Origin of the sequence: Haloarcula sp. JP-L23 (assembly GCF_011602445.1) — an archaeon.
GTDB lineage: Archaea > Halobacteriota > Halobacteria > Halobacteriales > Haloarculaceae > Haloarcula > Haloarcula pellucida.
The window spans coordinates 1,261,059-1,276,046 of record NZ_CP050014.1; the positions used below are offsets into that span (position 1 = coordinate 1,261,059).

19 protein-coding genes are annotated in these 14,988 nt (G+C 68.2%); 9 read left to right on the forward strand and 10 right to left on the reverse strand.

The window, feature by feature from the left end; translation table 11 throughout:
- Window positions 1-117: 117 nt before the first annotated feature.
- The 7 genes from G9465_RS06410 to G9465_RS06440 are packed head-to-tail and all read right to left on the reverse strand — an operon-like array spanning window position 118 to window position 4,844.
- On the reverse strand, window positions 118-258 hold the full coding sequence (locus tag G9465_RS06410; protein WP_166968373.1) for a hypothetical protein: 141 nt from the start codon (window positions 256-258) through the stop codon (window positions 118-120).
- On the reverse strand, window positions 249-521 hold the full coding sequence (locus G9465_RS06415) for a VOC family protein (RefSeq protein ID WP_166968374.1): 273 nt from the start codon (window positions 519-521) through the stop codon (window positions 249-251). The genes G9465_RS06410 and G9465_RS06415 overlap by 10 nt, the downstream gene beginning before the upstream one ends.
- Entirely contained in the window at window positions 521-943 is a 423-nt protein-coding gene (locus G9465_RS06420; protein WP_166968375.1) for a thioesterase family protein, read from the reverse strand. The genes G9465_RS06415 and G9465_RS06420 overlap by 1 nt, the downstream gene beginning before the upstream one ends.
- Complete coding sequence (gene msrA, locus G9465_RS06425; protein WP_166968376.1) at window positions 940-1,464, reverse strand: peptide-methionine (S)-S-oxide reductase MsrA; 525 nt, start codon at window positions 1,462-1,464, stop codon at window positions 940-942. The genes G9465_RS06420 and msrA overlap by 4 nt, the downstream gene beginning before the upstream one ends.
- Window positions 1,465-1,518: 54 nt before the next feature.
- Window positions 1,519-3,891 carry a heavy metal translocating P-type ATPase gene (locus G9465_RS06430; RefSeq protein ID WP_166968377.1) on the reverse strand — a complete coding sequence of 791 codons (2,373 nt, stop codon included), beginning with the start codon at window positions 3,889-3,891 and terminating at the stop codon, window positions 1,519-1,521.
- A gap of 1 nt (window position 3,892) precedes the next feature.
- Entirely contained in the window at window positions 3,893-4,666 is a 774-nt protein-coding gene (locus G9465_RS06435) for a sulfite exporter TauE/SafE family protein (protein WP_166968378.1), read from the reverse strand.
- 1 nt (window position 4,667) lies between these two features.
- Window positions 4,668-4,844: a hypothetical protein gene (locus tag G9465_RS06440; protein WP_166968379.1), complete on the reverse strand. Its 177-nt coding sequence runs from the start codon at window positions 4,842-4,844 to the stop codon at window positions 4,668-4,670.
- Window positions 4,845-5,003: 159 nt separating this feature from the next.
- Between G9465_RS06440 and G9465_RS25560 the strand changes: the two genes are divergently transcribed.
- From G9465_RS25560 to G9465_RS06460, 5 genes are all read left to right on the forward strand, one after another.
- On the forward strand, window positions 5,004-5,726 hold the full coding sequence (locus tag G9465_RS25560) for a halocyanin domain-containing protein (protein ID WP_227015737.1): 723 nt from the start codon (window positions 5,004-5,006) through the stop codon (window positions 5,724-5,726).
- Window positions 5,727-5,817: 91 nt separating this feature from the next.
- Window positions 5,818-6,198 carry a signal peptidase complex subunit 2 gene (locus G9465_RS25565; protein WP_255491968.1) on the forward strand — a complete coding sequence of 127 codons (381 nt, stop codon included), beginning with the start codon at window positions 5,818-5,820 and terminating at the stop codon, window positions 6,196-6,198.
- Between the two features lie 6 nt (window positions 6,199-6,204).
- Window positions 6,205-6,732, forward strand: coding sequence for a cytochrome c oxidase subunit II (locus G9465_RS06450; RefSeq protein WP_166968380.1), 528 nt, complete (start codon window positions 6,205-6,207; stop codon window positions 6,730-6,732).
- Window positions 6,732-8,420, forward strand: a complete 1,689-nt coding sequence (locus G9465_RS06455) for a b(o/a)3-type cytochrome-c oxidase subunit 1 (protein WP_166968381.1) — start codon at window positions 6,732-6,734, stop codon at window positions 8,418-8,420. Before G9465_RS06450 ends, G9465_RS06455 begins: the two co-directional genes overlap by 1 nt.
- A gap of 21 nt (window positions 8,421-8,441) precedes the next feature.
- A complete protein-coding gene (locus tag G9465_RS06460) occupies window positions 8,442-8,990 on the forward strand; it encodes a hypothetical protein (RefSeq protein ID WP_166968382.1) in 549 nt (182 codons plus the stop codon).
- A 14-nt stretch (window positions 8,991-9,004) separates the two neighbouring features.
- Here the strand turns inward: G9465_RS06460 and G9465_RS06465 are convergent, their stop codons facing one another.
- Window positions 9,005-10,648, reverse strand: coding sequence for an NADH-quinone oxidoreductase subunit D (locus G9465_RS06465; protein WP_166968383.1), 1,644 nt, complete (start codon window positions 10,646-10,648; stop codon window positions 9,005-9,007).
- 82 nt (window positions 10,649-10,730) lie between these two features.
- Between G9465_RS06465 and G9465_RS06470 the strand changes: the two genes are divergently transcribed.
- From G9465_RS06470 to G9465_RS06485, 4 genes are all read left to right on the forward strand, one after another.
- A complete protein-coding gene (locus G9465_RS06470; RefSeq protein WP_166968384.1) occupies window positions 10,731-11,405 on the forward strand; it encodes a helix-turn-helix domain-containing protein in 675 nt (224 codons plus the stop codon).
- Window positions 11,406-11,492: 87 nt separating this feature from the next.
- On the forward strand, window positions 11,493-12,287 hold the full coding sequence (locus tag G9465_RS06475) for a biotin/lipoate A/B protein ligase family protein (protein ID WP_166968385.1): 795 nt from the start codon (window positions 11,493-11,495) through the stop codon (window positions 12,285-12,287).
- Between the two features lie 47 nt (window positions 12,288-12,334).
- A complete protein-coding gene (locus G9465_RS06480) occupies window positions 12,335-13,168 on the forward strand; it encodes a deoxyribonuclease IV (protein ID WP_166968386.1) in 834 nt (277 codons plus the stop codon).
- Between the two features lie 118 nt (window positions 13,169-13,286).
- Window positions 13,287-14,030, forward strand: a complete 744-nt coding sequence (locus tag G9465_RS06485) for a class I SAM-dependent methyltransferase (protein WP_166972928.1) — start codon at window positions 13,287-13,289, stop codon at window positions 14,028-14,030.
- Here the strand turns inward: G9465_RS06485 and G9465_RS06490 are convergent.
- Both G9465_RS06490 and G9465_RS06495 read right to left on the reverse strand, forming a co-directional pair.
- Window positions 14,011-14,541, reverse strand: coding sequence for a hypothetical protein (locus G9465_RS06490; protein WP_166968387.1), 531 nt, complete (start codon window positions 14,539-14,541; stop codon window positions 14,011-14,013). The two genes, G9465_RS06485 and G9465_RS06490, sit on opposite strands and share 20 nt — an antisense overlap.
- The gene (locus G9465_RS06495; RefSeq protein ID WP_166968388.1) at window positions 14,534-14,971 is read right to left on the reverse strand and encodes a CopD family protein; all 438 of its coding nucleotides are present in this window, start codon (window positions 14,969-14,971) and stop codon (window positions 14,534-14,536) included. Before G9465_RS06495 ends, G9465_RS06490 begins: the two co-directional genes overlap by 8 nt.
- Window positions 14,972-14,988 lie beyond the last annotated feature (17 nt).

The window sequence follows — 14,988 nt, forward strand, 5'->3', positions numbered from 1 at the left end:
TAACTATCTATTATATAGAGTGGTTAAAACAGGATTAAGCGGAGGAACGGGCCGCAGATGTCGACGGAGGTCGTGATGGCGATAGTCTCGCTGGGCGCGGCCATCAGCGTCGCGGGGCTATGACCCGTCGGCGACGGCCGCGACGAGGGCGTCGACGACCGCTATCTCGTCGTCGTTGGTGGCGTGGCCCAGCTCCTCGTACACCCGTTCGGTCACGGTCGCGTCCAGTTCCCGGAACGCCGCGGCCGTCACGCGCACGCGGTCCGGCGAGACGTTCGGGTCCTCGTCGCCACACCCGACGAAGACAGACGTCCTCGCGAGCGACCCCGATTCGGCGGCGTCGGCGAGAGGGTCCGGCCCGCGTCGTCGCCGTAGTAGAGGTGGTGGGTGAACTCGTCCTCGACGTCGACCCTCTGCACCAGCGGCCGGAGCCCCGACCCCGCGACGTAGAACTCCGCGTTGCGCTGTGGGTCGCCGCCGATGGCCGAGACGTGGTGGACGCCCGGCGTGTCCGAGCGCATCAGAGGCCTTCGAACTGAGTGATGGCCTCGCGCCAGTCGTCGGGGATCTCCTGCGGGGCCCCGGCGTCGCGGTCGTAGGTGACGACGGTCGTCTCGCCCGTGGCCGCGACGGCGTCGCCGTCACGGACCTCGTACTCGAACGGGAAGCTCTTGGTGCCGAGGTGGGGGACCCGGACGCCGACGGTGACCGCCTCGGCCGACCGAACGGGGCGTTCGTAGTCGAGTTCGAGGTTCGCGATGACGATGCCGGTCCCCTCACCCTCTGCCGAGAGGTACGACCGGTCGCCGCGGGCGACGACCTCAGCGAGGTAGTCGATGCGGGCCTCTTCGAGGTAGGTCCCGTAGCGGACGTTGTTGACGTGGCCGTAGGTGTCCAAATCGTCGTAGCGGACGTCCACCGTCGTCGTGAACTCGAAGCTCATGCCAGCAACTCCGCGTGCTTCTGTTTCAACTTCTCTAGCTTCGGCGGGATGGTCATCTGACAGTAGGCCTGGTTCGGGTTCTTCTCGAAGTAGTCCTGATGGTACTCCTCGGCGGGGTAGAACGTCTCCAGCGGTTCGACTTCCGTGACGATGTCGTCGTCGTAGCCGGGTCGTATCTCCTCGATGAACGCCTCGACGGTCTCCCGCTGGGCGTCGTCGTGGTAGAACACCGCCGAGCGGTACTGGGTGCCCACGTCGTTGCCCTGCCGGTTCAGCGTCGTCGGATTGTGGGTCGTGAAGAACACCGCGAGGAGGTCCTCGTAGCTCACGACGTCGGGGTCGAACGTTAGCTGGACGCACTCGGCGTGGCCCGTCTCCTCGCGACAGACCGCTTCGTAGGAGGGGTTCTCGACGTGGCCGCCGGCGTAGCCCGACACCACGTCTTCGACCCCCTGCACCTGCTTGAAGACGGACTCGGTACACCAGAAACAGCCACCGGCGAAGGTCGCTTGTTCGGTCATCGTCCCGCTGTAGGCGCGGCACGCACAAAAGCAGACGGACGGTTGCGAGGCCGCTCAGTCGGCGTCGACGGCCACTGCGTCGGTCGGTCCGACGTCCGGTCCCACCGCCCGCTCGCCTCCGAGCGACCGGGCGGAGTTCCCGACGACGAGCAGACTGCTTGCGGTCATCGCCAGCGCGGCGAACAGCGGGTTCAGCAGGCCCAGCAGTGCAAGCGGGAGCGCGACGGCGTTGTAGCAGAACGCCCACGCGAGGTTCTCTCGGATGCGTCGGCGGGTCGCCGCGGTCAGGTCGAACACGCGGGGCACCGCCCGGAGGTCGTCGGTCGTCACGACGGCGTCGGCCGCGTCGGCGGCGAGTTTCGTGCCCGAGGCCAGCGAGATACCGAGGTCGGCCGACCCCAGCGCCGGGGCGTCGTTGGTGCCGTCGCCGACCATCGCCACGGCCCCCCTCGACTGCAAGCGCTCGACGACTTCGGCTTTCGCCTCGGGCGGGACGCCGGCGAACACCTCGTCGACGGCCTCGTGGTCGCGGAACGGCGCGGCGGCCTCGGGGCTGTCGCCCGTGACGACGACGACTTCGTGGTCGGCCGAGAGCTGGGTCACGACCGACGCCCACGAGTCGCGGGGGCGGTCCCCGCCGACGACGACGCCGCGGGCGCACCCGCCCCACCCGACGAGTGCGGGGACGTGGCCGTTCGCTCGCGCCTCGGCACAGCGCGTTCGCAGGTCCTCGGGCACCGAGAGGCCGCTGTCGCCGAGGAGCGACGGCGTGCCGACCACGACGCGCTCCCCACCGACGCTGGCGCTGACCCCGCGGCCGGGGTGGCGCTCGAACGCGTCGACGGCGGCGTCCGGCGGCGGCGCGGCCTCGGACACGGCCGTGGCCAGCGGGTGGTCCGCGAACTGTTCGACGGCCGCGGCCCGACGCATCACTTCGTCGTCGGGTCGGGAGACGAGCGTCATCTCGCCAGTCGTCAGCGTCCCCGTCTTGTCGAAGGCGACCACGTCGACGTCGGTGGCCGTCTCGAACACCGCGCCGTCGGTGACGACGATGCCCTCCTCCAGTGCCGTCTTGACCCCTGCCGCCGTGGCGAGCGGCGTCGCCAGCCCCAGCGCGCAGGGACAGGAGACGACCAGCACCGCGAGGCCAGTCAGCAGCGCGTCGGTCGCGCCCGCGCCCGCGAGGAGGTGTCCGACAGCAGCCAGTCCGGCCAGCGCGACCACCAGCGGGACGAAGACGGCCGCGATGCGGTCGACGAGTCGCTGGACGCCGCCGCGGTCGCTCTGGACGGTCCACAGCAGTTCGGTGAGGCGGTCGACCGTGCTCCGGACGTCGGGGCCGACTTCGACGACGAGTGCGCCTTCGGTGACCATCGCGCCGCCGACGACCTCGTCGCCCTCGGTCTTGCGGACGGGCAGGGACTCCCCGGTGACCAGCGACTCGTCGACGGCACCGGTCCCCTCGACGACGCTGCCGTCGACCGGCACCCGTTCGCCGGACTTGACGATCACCTCGTCGCCGGGGTCGAGCGCCGCGAGGTCGACCGTCTCGGTGCCCGATTCGGTCCGGCGGCGGGCCGAGTCGGCGCGCTGGGCCGTGAGGTCGGTCAACCGCCCGGCCGCCGCCCGCCGGACCCGGTCCCGATAGTAGTCGCCGACCGACACCGCGAGGACGATGACCGTCGCCACGTCGAAGTACACCTCCGTCTCGCCGAGGCCGACGGCGACGACGCTGTAGGTGAAGGCCGTCGTCGCGGCCATCGCCACCAGTAAGTCCATGTTCGGCCGGCCGGCCCGCAGACTGACGTAGGCGCCGCGCAGGAGCGGCCACCCTGTGTAGCCGACGACGACGGCGGTCATCACCGCCATGTTCCACAGCAGGTAGTCGCCGGCCGGCCCGGTCGGGTCGAGCAACAGCAGTCCCGGGTCGACGCCGAGGTAGGCCGGGTAGAGGAAGAGGACGTACCACAGCATCGTCATCATGCCGAAGAACCCGCCGACGACGAGGCGACCTTCTAGTTCGTAGTCGTCCTCGCGGTCGGTGGTCTGGAACCCCGCCTCGTAGCCGGTGCCGGCCACCACCTCGGGCAGGTCGTCCTCGGTGACCGCTTCGGGGTCGTAGGTGAGTTTCATCGTCCCGGTGGCGTAACTGGCCGCCGCCGCCCGGACGCCCTCGTGGTCGGTGGCCCGGGCTTCGAGGAACGTCTCGCAGGTCGCACAGTGCATCCCGTCGACCGCGAGGAAGGCCGTCTCGCCGTCGACCGTCTCGGGGTCGGGGCCGCTGTCGACGGTGTCGACGTCTTTCTCGGCGGGGTCATCCAGCGTCCGAGCGACCTCCAGACAGCCCCGACAGCAGAACGCGCCGTCGACGGCGCTGTCGGTGACGGGCGCGTCGGCGGGCAGGCCACAGAGCGTGCAGTCGGTCATGTCAGGTCCACGGCATCGGCAGGGGCGGTTTCGGGACAGCGACGCCGAACGCCGCCAGTCCGTTGGCGAGCGGTACCAGCGCGAGGACGAGGAAGACGGCGCCGAGGGCGCGGTGGAGCGACGACCGGCGGCCCGGCGACAGCGACCCGAACGCGGTGCCGTAGGCGAACACCAGCGGAACCGTGCCGACGCCCAGTGCCGAAAGCGAGAGCGCGCCGGTCACGGCCGACCCCGTCGCGAAGGCGTAGAGGAACGCCGGATACAGCAGCGGGCAGGGCAACAGGCCGTGCATCGCACCCAGCGCGGCCATCCCGGGGCCATCGACGAGGTCGTCGAGTCGCGCGACCAGCGTCGCCGAGACGCGCTGGAACAGGCCGCCGACGACCGGCAGGGAGGCCGCCACGTCGACGGCCTGCCCCCGCGTCAGGTAGCCTATCCCGACGGCGAGGACGAACAGGCCGACGAGGACGCCGACGACGCCACGGACGGTGGTCGCCAGTTGCGCGAGGCCGGCGACGTCGTACAGCAGCCCCCCAGCGGCACCGAACGCGGCACCCAGCAGTGTGTAACTCACGGCGCGGCCGACGTTGAACAGCGCCTGCTGGCGAATCTCGTGGCCCGAGACGGGGCCACCCGAGTCGAGGCGCTCGGCGTAGGTCGTCACGAGGGGGCCACACATCCCCAGACAGTGGACGCTCCCGAGGAGGCCGAGGCCGACGAAAGCAGCCAGTCCGGCCGTCTCGCCAGCGGTCAGGCCGGCCGTCGCGGGACCCATCTCAGGCTGTCTGTCCCTCGTGCGGGCCGGTCATCAGCAGGAGGCTCCCGGCGATGAGGACGACGCTGACAAGCGAGAGCGCCACGATTGTCCGGCCGGTTCCGAGCAAGTAGTAGGCCACGGGTGCGAGCCCGAGGAGGGCGAGCACCGTGACCAGTCGCGGGCTGGACGTGGACATGGTCTGCCGTACGATAGAGGGTGCATAAAAACCGTCGCCAGTTCTTACCCGCTGAAAAGCCGGTACGTGCTTTTTACCCTGTTCTACTGTCGCCACGAACATGGGTAGTGGAACTGATACCGGACGGACGCCGTCGGTTACGCCCGGGGAGGGTCACCGATGGCGCTGAGACGCCGCGAGTTCGTCCAGACGGCGGTCGCGGGGGCCGCGCTGGGCGCGGCCGGAACGGTGACAGCACAGGAAGAAGCCGACTACGGCGGGTGGTTCGACGACGTCTCGAACTACGACGGCACCGTCGACAAACGGGGCCAGGACACCGTCGAGATCGCCGTCGGGGCACAGGGGAACAACGGCGCGTTCGCCTTCGCTCCGCCGGCAGTGATGGTCAGTCCTGGCACGGAAGTCGTCTGGACGTGGACGGGCGAGGGCGGCGGCCACAACGTCGTCTCGGACGGCGACGGGCCGCTGGACTCCGGCGAACTCGTCTCCGAACAGGGTACGACCTACAGCTACACCTTCGAGAGCGAGGGCATATTCAAGTACGTCTGTGAACCACACGCCGGTCTCGGGATGAAAGGCGCCGTCGTCGTCAGACCCGGTGGCGGCAGTAGCGGCGGCGGCACCGCCCAGCAGGGACCGCCGGCCAACCCCGACTACGGTGGCTGGTTCGACGACGTCTCGAACTACGACGGCGAGACGGTCGACCGGACCGGACAGGACAGCGTCGAGATAGCCGTCGGCGCGCAGGGCAACAACGGCGCGTTCGCCTTCGACCCCCCCGCGGTGCGCGTCTCGCCCGGCACGGAAGTCGTCTGGACGTGGACGGGGAGGGCGGCGGCCACAACGTCGTCTCCGACGGCGACGGCCCCTCGATTCGGGTGACCCGGTCGCCGAGGCCGGGACCACGTACAGTTACACCTTCGAGGAGACGGGCATCTACAAGTACGTCTGCGAACCACACCTCTCGCTCGGGATGAAAGGTGCCGTCGTCGTCGGTGGGCCGCCCGGTGGCGGTGGTGGGGGCGGTGGCGGCGGGACACAGCGCCTTCCCGTCTCCGGCCCGCGGTGGCTACTCACCGGGTCCGTCCTCTTCGCGTTCTTCACGCCGCTGCTGTACACGGCGGCGATGCGTCACCGTGAGTCGACGCGGCCACCGCAGGACCTCGTCGGCGAGGACGGCACGGTGCCCGTCGAGGAAGCGACAGAGGCGGACCCGGCAGTCGAACTCGGCCACGAGGAGTTCGACCCGACGGGGACTGCGGCGCTTGTCGCGTTCTACTTCGTGCTCATCGCCCTGCTGTGGGTGTTCATGTACTTCGTCGAGTTCCTCGGCCGCGTCTCGGTCATCGGGTGATTCACCATGCAGGTTCACAACTTCGAGAAAGTCTGGCTCGGTGCAGCGTTGCTCCTCATCGTCGGGTTCATCGCGACGATATCGTACGGCACAGTCGGTGCTGGTATCGCGATGGTCGACGACTCGGGGGGACAGATAGACCCGCAAGCGGTCCAGAGCGGCGAGACCGGGACCACCTTCGACGACCCCGGCGTCGTCAAGCAAAACGACAGCCACTACGTCGTCTACGTGGTGGCCCAGCAGTTCCAGTTCGTCCCGGGCAGCGGTGACAACCCCATCCGGGTCCCGGCGAACACGCTGGTCACGTTCAAGGTGACCAGCGCCGACGTGATGCACGGCTTCGCCATCACGGGGACGAACATCAACACGATGGTCATCCCGGGACAGGTCGCCGAGGTCACGGCCCGCTTCGACGAGACGGGGACCTACGGGCTGGTCTGTCACGAGTACTGCGGCGCCGGCCACCACACGATGGGTGGCTCGGTCGAAGTCGTCCCACAATCTCAGTACAACGCAACGGAGGTGACCAACTGATGGTGTTCGTCGACGAGTATCCGGAGACGTCGAAACTCGTTCGCAGCGAGTTCATCGTCGCGTTCGTCGCGCTGGGTATCGGCGCCCTCTTCGGCATCGTGCAGGCGCTCCACCGAACCGGCATGTTCCGCGGGTTCGTCAGTTCGGCGGACTACTACACGCTCCTGACGGGCCACGGCGTCCTGCTGGCGCTGGTCTTTACGACGTTCTTCATCGCCGGCCTGTTCGCGTGGGGGGTCACGAACAGCCTCGACCGCGAACTGCCACAGCGAATCGCGTGGTCGGCGTTCTGGCTGATGCTGACCGGGACGGTGCTGGCGGCCGTCGCCATCCTCGGCGGCGTCTTCGGCGCGCCGACCATCCTCGGCCACGACCTCGAAGCCGACGTGCTGTTTACGTTCTACGCGCCGATGAAGGCCCACCCGGCGTTCTACGTGGGCGCGGCGCTCATCATCGTCGGGTCGTGGATAGCGGGACTGGCCTACTTCAAGGCGCTGTGGGGGTGGCGGGCCGAGAACCCCGACGAGCGCATCCCGCTGAAGACGTTCATGATCGTGACGACGATGCTGATGTGGTACATCTCGACCATCGGCGTCGCCGTCGAGGTCGTCGTCTTCCTCATCCCGTGGTCGCTTGGGCTCATCAGTCAGGTCGACCCGCTCCTGACCCGGACGCTGTTCTGGTACTTCGGCCACCCGGTCGTCTACTTCTGGCTGATGCCCGCGTACCTCGTCTGGTACACCATCCTGCCGAAACTCGCGGGCGGGCGCCTGTTCAGCGACCCGCTGGCCCGCGTCGTGTTCGTCCTCTTCCTCCTGCTGTCGACGCCGGTCGGGTTCCACCATCAGTACGTCGACCCCGGCATCCCGGAGGGGTTCAAGTTCATCGCGATGACGAACACGATGTTCCTCCTCCTGCCGTCGCTGTTGACGGCCTTTACCGTCGTCGCGTCCGTCGAACACGGGGCACGCCAGCGCGGCGGACAGGGGTACTTCAAATGGCTGCGGAGCCTCCCGTGGGGCGAACCGGCCTTCGCGGGGTGTATGCTCGCCGGCCTGATGTTCGCCGCCGGCGGCTTTTCGGGGATGATAAACGCCGGGATGAACATCAACTACCTCATCCACAACACGCTGTGGGTGCCCGGCCACTTCCACCTCACCGTCGGCACGGCGTTCGCGCTGACGGCGATGGCGATTAGCTACTGGCTGGTGCCCCAGATTACGGGCAAGCAGCTACAGCGCCGGTCGGTCGCCATCGCACAGCCGTACGTCTGGTTCGTCGGCATGGCGCTGATGTCCAACGCGATGCACCGGGCCGGCCTCGCGGGCATCCCGCGACGGACCGCAGAGCCGACCTACGACGAATTTGCCTTCGAAGGTCTCGTCGGCACCGTCGCCGAGATGCGCCTCCAGATAGCTATCGGTGGCCTCCTGCTGTTCCTCGGCGCCGTGATGTTCCTCGCGGTGATGGCCGAGACGTGGGTGGCCCACCGCGGCGGTACGCTGTCGGTCAACAGCGACTTCCCGGCGCCGCTCTCCGGACCGGAACACAGTCCGCGCATCCTCGACAACTACAAGCTCTGGACGGCCATCGCGCTGGTGCTCATCGTCATCGCGTACGGGCCGCCGCTGGCGGCCATGCTCGCCGACGGTATCACCATGCCCGGCAGTCCGCCGATACCGGTCTGAGGCCGACTTCCCTACTCCATCATGTTAGACGACGTCGAGGGTCCGGAGCAGACGAGTTGGGTACGGATACTCATCGTCCTCGCTATCGGCATCCCGATACTCATCGAGGTGGTGACGTTCGGCGGACTACTGGGGCACTACGTCGCCGGTGGCGGTGGCGACGGTGGTGCGGCGTCGACACCGACGCCGGACATCGAGGGGGCGACGGCCGGCGACGAGATACTGCCCGAGACGGCCGCCGTCGAACGCGTCGACAGCGCCTCGGTCGTCACCGGCAACGACGGCTGGCGATTCACGCTCTCGGTGGCCGTCGACAACAGTGGTAACAGCACCTACGAACTCCGACTCGGGACGGCGACGACACGGGCAGGCCGGACCGTCGAGGGAAGCGACGCCACGACGGGGCGACTCGCGCCCGGCGAAACGGGGTCGGTCACCGGGTCGTGGATGCTCCCGAAGGGCCAGCGTCCGGCCAGCGTCGTCGTCACCGTCGTGACCACCCCAGACGACGGCACCGCCTCGGCCCAGCAGTACACCGTCGACATCGGGGACGTCCCGGTCTCCTCCTGAGGCCCGTCGACGGCCTACCGGTCGACGTCACCCATGATCGGATCGAGGCTCCCGATGGTCGCTACGAGGTCCGGGATGTACTCGCCCTCGGCCATCACCGGGAGCGTCTGGACGTGTGAGAAGGAGGGGCCACGAATCTTGAAGCGGGCCGGCGTGTCGGTGCCGTCAGAGCGAATGTAGATGCCGAGTTCGCCCTTCGCGGCCTCGACGGCACGGTAAATCTCCGTGTCGGGATCGGGCCGAATCGTGCGCGGGACGTTGGCCTGAATCTCCCGGTCGTCCTCGGGCCACGCTTCCAGTAGGTCCACGCACTGCTCGATTATCTTCGCGGACTCCTCGACTTCGCGCATCCGGACCAGCAGGCGGGAGAAGTTGTCGCCGCCGTCCTCGGTGGCGACCGACCAGTCGAGTTCGTCGTAGTAGCCGTACGGGTCGTCGCGGCGGAGGTCGTAGTCGACGCCGGAGCCACGGGCGACCGGGCCGGTACAGCCGTAGGCCTTGGCCGTCTCGGGTGAGAGATATCCAGTATCGACGGTTCGCATCTGGAGTATCTCGTTGTTGGTCATCAGGTCGTGGTACTCCTGGACCTTCTCGGGGAGCGAATCGAGGAACGAGTATATCTTCTCGAAGAACGCCTCGCAGGGGTCGGGGAGGTCCCAGGCGACGCCGCCCAACCGGAAGTAGTTGAACATCAGGCGCTGGCCGGTGAGGTCTTCGAGAATCCCCTGGACGAGTTCGCGGTCGCGAACCGCGTACTGCCAGACGACGTTGAACTCGCCGACGACGTCCAGCGCGTAGGTGCCGAAGGCCAGCAGATGTCCGAGCATCCGGCTGAACTCGGCGCACATCGTCCGAATCACCTGTGCGTACTCGGGCACGTCGATATCCGCTAAGTCCTCGGCGGCGCGGGCGTAGGCCCACTCGTTCAGGAGGCCGGCACCGCTCCAGTCCCACCGGTCGGGATAGGGCATTATCTGGTGGCGGTAGGTCTTGGACTGACACATCTGCTCCTCACAGCGGTGGATGAAGCCGATGTCCGGGTCGACGGCGGCGACTTCCTCACCGTCGAGTTCGACGTTGAGGTGGAGGACGCCGTGGGTCGAGGGATGGTGTGGCCCCATGTTGAGGTACATCGTATCGGGACCGGTGCGCCTGTCTTCGAGCAGGTGTTGGTGTTCGCGGAAGGTGACGATTTGGGGCTGGCTCTGGTCGTAGTCACGGGACAGCGGGTGGCCCTGCCACGTCTCGGGCAAGAGGATGCGCCGCAGGTCCGGGTGGTCGTCGTACTCGATGCCCAGCAGGTCGTAGGCCTCGCGCTCGTGCCACTCGGCGGTTCGGTACACCGGTGCGGCCGACTCGCTGCAGGGGCGGTCCGACGTCGTGGGGACGACCACCGACAGTTCGCGGGTCGGGTCGTCGTAGCTTCGGAGGTGGTAGATGGTCTCGAAGCGGTCGGCGTACTCCTGTGCGGTGACGCAGGCGCAGTGGTCCAGCCCCGCTTCGGTTTTCAGCGTCGAGAGCACCGTCTGCACCTCGTCGGCGCGAATCACGACCGCTGGTGCGTTCTCGTGGGTCTCCTCGTCGGTGACGTACTCGCGTATCGGTTCGACGAGGTCCGCGTGTGCGTCGCGCTCTCTGACACCGACTGTCCGTGACATACGCGAGTCGTCAGCCGGATCCCTCCTCGCCTTACTGCCTCTGTTGCGAGGTGCATTTATACCGAGTGTCCGAACTGCCGACGTGAAGTACGTCAGGCTCTCCCTCTCGATGGCACCCGACCTGCGCCATCCGATGCACCAGTTCGTCGTCGAGCACGACGGTTACGACGCCAGCTACCTCGTCCGGGGCAACGCGCTCGGCGAGGACGTACAGACCTTCCTCTTCCACGTCGACGGTCACCCTGTCAAACCCTACCGCGAAGCCCTAGAAGCCGCCGAGAACGTCGTCGAGTACGCCGTATCGACCTGCCCGGACGAGACGTTCTACCTCTACGTGCGGGGCAACCCGTCCGAGCAAGACCACGAACTCGTCGACGCGCTCATCAAGGCCGGGCTCGTGGTCGTCTCTCCCATCGCGTACCGTGCCGATGGGACCATTCGCCTCGCGCTCGTCGGTCCCGGGCGGACCGTCCAGCGGGCTATCGAGGCCGTCCCCGACGGCATTGGGGTGGACGTCCGAGCGGTCAGCGAGTACGACAGCCGGCGCTTCGAGGCGGCCGCGACGCTGACCGACCGGCAGTTCGCGGCCGTCGCCGCCGCGGTCGAGTGTGGCTACTACGACGACCCGCGAAGCGGGACGACCGAGGACGTCGCCGAGCGACTGGACTGCGCGCCGGGGACGGCCGCCGAACACCTCCGGAAGGCCGAGTCCCGCGTGATGGCACGCGCCGTCGAGGAATACAGCGGTCCGGACTGAACGAGTCGGGAGAGCCGACGAGCGAACCGAATCGATACCCACCCGCGGCCCGCAACGCCTAACGCGCACCGCTCCCTACCGCCGTCGATGACACTCGCGGACTTAGAGTGGCGCGTCGTCGGCGAGGAGTCCCACGACGGACCGCTGACGATGGCGCTCGAAGAGATAGCCGCCGAGACGGCGGCCGAGGGAGGCCCCGCGACGGTTCGGGTGTACACGTGGCCCGACACGCTCTCGCTGGGATACCGTCAGGACCCCGACAGCATCGACTGGGCGTTCTGTGAGCGCGAGGGTATCGGCGTCACCAGGCGGCCGACCGGCGGCGGCGCCATCTACCACGACCACTACGCGGACTTCTCCTACGGCATCGTCGCGCCGGCCGACGCCGTGCCGGGGGACCTGATGGCGTGCTACGAACTGTTCTGTGAGCCGATACTCGATGCCTTCGAGAGTATCGGGGTCGACGCCGATTTCGTCGAGTCTGAACGCGATGCCGTCCACCAACCGGCCTGTTACCTCCGAGCGCTCCACCCCGCCCACGACGTCGTCGGTCCCGACGGCCGAAAACTCGCCGGCAACGCCCAGTACCGCCAGAAAGACGCGGTCATCCAGCACGGGTCGCTCTCGGTGTCGACCCGTCCCGAGCGTCACTGTGACTGTTTCACCGGCAAGCCCGACCCCGAGGCCTTCCGGGAGCGTGTCGGGGCTATCGACGCGTACGTCGATATCGACCGCGAAACGGTCGTCGAGGCGCTCCGAGAGACGCTTGCCGAGTGGGTCGACGCCGACGCGGGCGGGTGGACTGACGACGAACTTTCACGCGCACGCGAGCGCGCGGAGTCGAAATACCAAACTGACGAGTGGGTCCGCCGGTCGCCCTGATTGCGGACTCCGAAACCGCTTTGCCGACCCGAACCCGACCCCGTGACATGGTACGAGTCGGTGCACACACCTCTATCGCCGGCGGCGCGTACAACGCCGTCGACGAACAGGTCGAGTACGGCGGCAACTGCGGCCAGATTTTCTCCCACTCGCCACAGGTCTGGCAGGACCCGAACATCGAGGACGAGGAGGCAGAACAGTTCCGCGCGCTGAGCGAAGAGAACGGGGTCGGCCCGTGGGTCATCCACTCGTCGTACCTCGTCAACCTCTGTACGCCGAAGGAGGACCTCCGCGAGAAGTCCCGCGACTCCATGCAGAAGGAGGTCGACGCCGCCGCCAAGTTGGACATCGAGTACGTCAACGTCCATCTGGGCGCCCACACCGGCGCCGGCGTCGACGGCGGCCTCGACAACGCCGCGAGCGTGCTGGACGACCTCGATATCCCGGACGGGGTGACGGTCCTCGTCGAGTCCGACGCCGGAAGCGGGACGAAGTTGGGCGGCCAGTTCGAGCACCTAGCGACGGTCCGGGAACGCACCGACCAGGACATCGAGTTCTGTCTGGACACCGCCCACATGTTCGCCGCAGGCTACGACCTCTCGACGGCGGCGGGCGTCGACGAGACGTTCGCCGAGTTCGACGACGTGGTCGGCCTGGACGACCTCGCGTGTGTCCACCTCAACGACTCCAAACACGCCTGCGGGACGAACAAGGACGAACACGCCCACATCGGCGAGGGCGAGATCGGCGAGGAGGGGATGCGCGCGTTCGTCAATCACGACGCCGTCGAAGACGTCCCGCTCGTGTTGGAGACGCCGACCGAGAACGGCAAGAGCTTCGAGTGGAACATCCAGCGGGTCCGGGAACTGCGCGAGGAGTAGATTCCCACGAGGGACTAGCGTCTCTCGATGGCTAACCGCGAACTTTTTGCCGCCGAATCGACTGTCTCCGATAGTGCGAACGTTCTCCGCCGACTACCTCGACGCCACCCGCACGGGGATGTGGGCCGACTCCCGCGAGGCGCTCGCGGACCTCGACCTGCAGGACTGCGACCGGGTGCTTGACGTCGGGTGTGGCACCGGCGAACTCACGCGCGTCCTCCGCGAGGAGACCGACGGGACCGTCGTCGGGTTGGACGCCGACGCGGCCCTCCTCGAATCGGTGCCCGGCCCCGTCGCGCAGGGCGACGCCACCCGACTCCCCTTCGCCGAGGACGCCTTCGACCTCGTGGTGTGCCAGGCGCTCCTCATCAACCTGCCCGACCCCGAGGCGGCGGTGCGGGAGTTCGCCCGCGTCGCCAGCGGCCGGGTCGCCGCCGTCGAACCCGACAACGGCGCGGTCACCGTCGAGTCCACCGTCGACAGTGAACCCCGTCTCGCTCGACGTGCCAGACGCTACTTCTTAGACGGGGTGCGGACCGACGTGACGCTCGGTGCCGGGGCCGCAGACGTATTCGACGCCGCCGGGTTGGACGTGGTGTCGACGCGCCGCTACGACCAGCACCGGACCGTCGAGCCACCGTACGACGAGGCGGCGGTCCGGGCCGCTCGGCGGAAGGCTACGGGCGAGGGACTCGCGACCGACCGGGCGACCATCCTCGACGGCGAGACGACGCCCGAAGAGTACGACGCGCTCCGCCAGCGCTGGCGGGAGATGGGTCGGACCGTCGTCGCACAGATGCAAGACGAGGCCTACGAGCGCCGCGAGACGGTCCCCTTCTTCGTCACGGTCGGTCGGGTGTAGCCGACGCCGAGTCCTCGCGGCGAGTCGGCGGGTCCGGGAGTGCGGCGCTCGCAATCTTGTAGAGCGCCACGTCGACAGCGCCCAGCAAGAGACCGACCAGACTCCCGACCACCGCGGCGACGGCGCCGCCGATGAGCGCGATGAGGAACGCCGACAGCGGTTCGATGCGGCCGGTGACGACGCCCGGCCCCGCCGCGACGACGAGAACGCCGAGGAGGAAGACGACGCCGGCGACGCTCCCGGCGGCGACGCCGCGCGGGACCAGCGACCGCAGTGGGTCGGACAGCACCGCGTCCGACAACACCCAGCGCACTGCGAGGACGAACAGCGCCCACAGGTAACAGAACACCGCGACGCCAAGCAGGGTGTTCAACCCCGAGAGCAGGTCCGCGAGCGCACCGGCGGCGTGAATCGGGAGAAGAGCGGCGAGGACGAACAGGGCGACGTCGAACGTCGCGAGCGCCCACGTGGTGAGCGAGAGCGCAGGGTCGCCGGGGTCGGCCTCAGCCATGGGCCAGCACCTCCGCGAGAACGACGAGGACGAGCAATACTCCCGTCGTCGCGCCGTAGTATTTGCCGAGCGCTCGCCGCACCCGGGTAATACCTTCGTGGGAATAATCGTCGTCGTCGGCTCTGACGACCACGAGCGTCCGGACGGCCGACCCCACGACGAGGGCGAGGACGAGGGCAAGTTTCGCGAGCAGGGTCCGCCCCCAGTCGGTTGCCGGTCCGGGCGGCCCGAGTGCGCCGAGGTTGCCGACGCCGGTGAGGACGACGACGCCGAGGGCACCCCAGAACAGCCACTCGTACCGCCGAGCGGCGGCGATGCCCTCTGTCACACCGGTGCGGTAGCCGTACCAGAGGGCGGCGGTACTGCCGACGACGACCGTTATCGCGAGGACGTGGAGGGTCCGTATCGCGAGGGAGACCAGTTGGGCCATCGGTTGCTCTACGACGG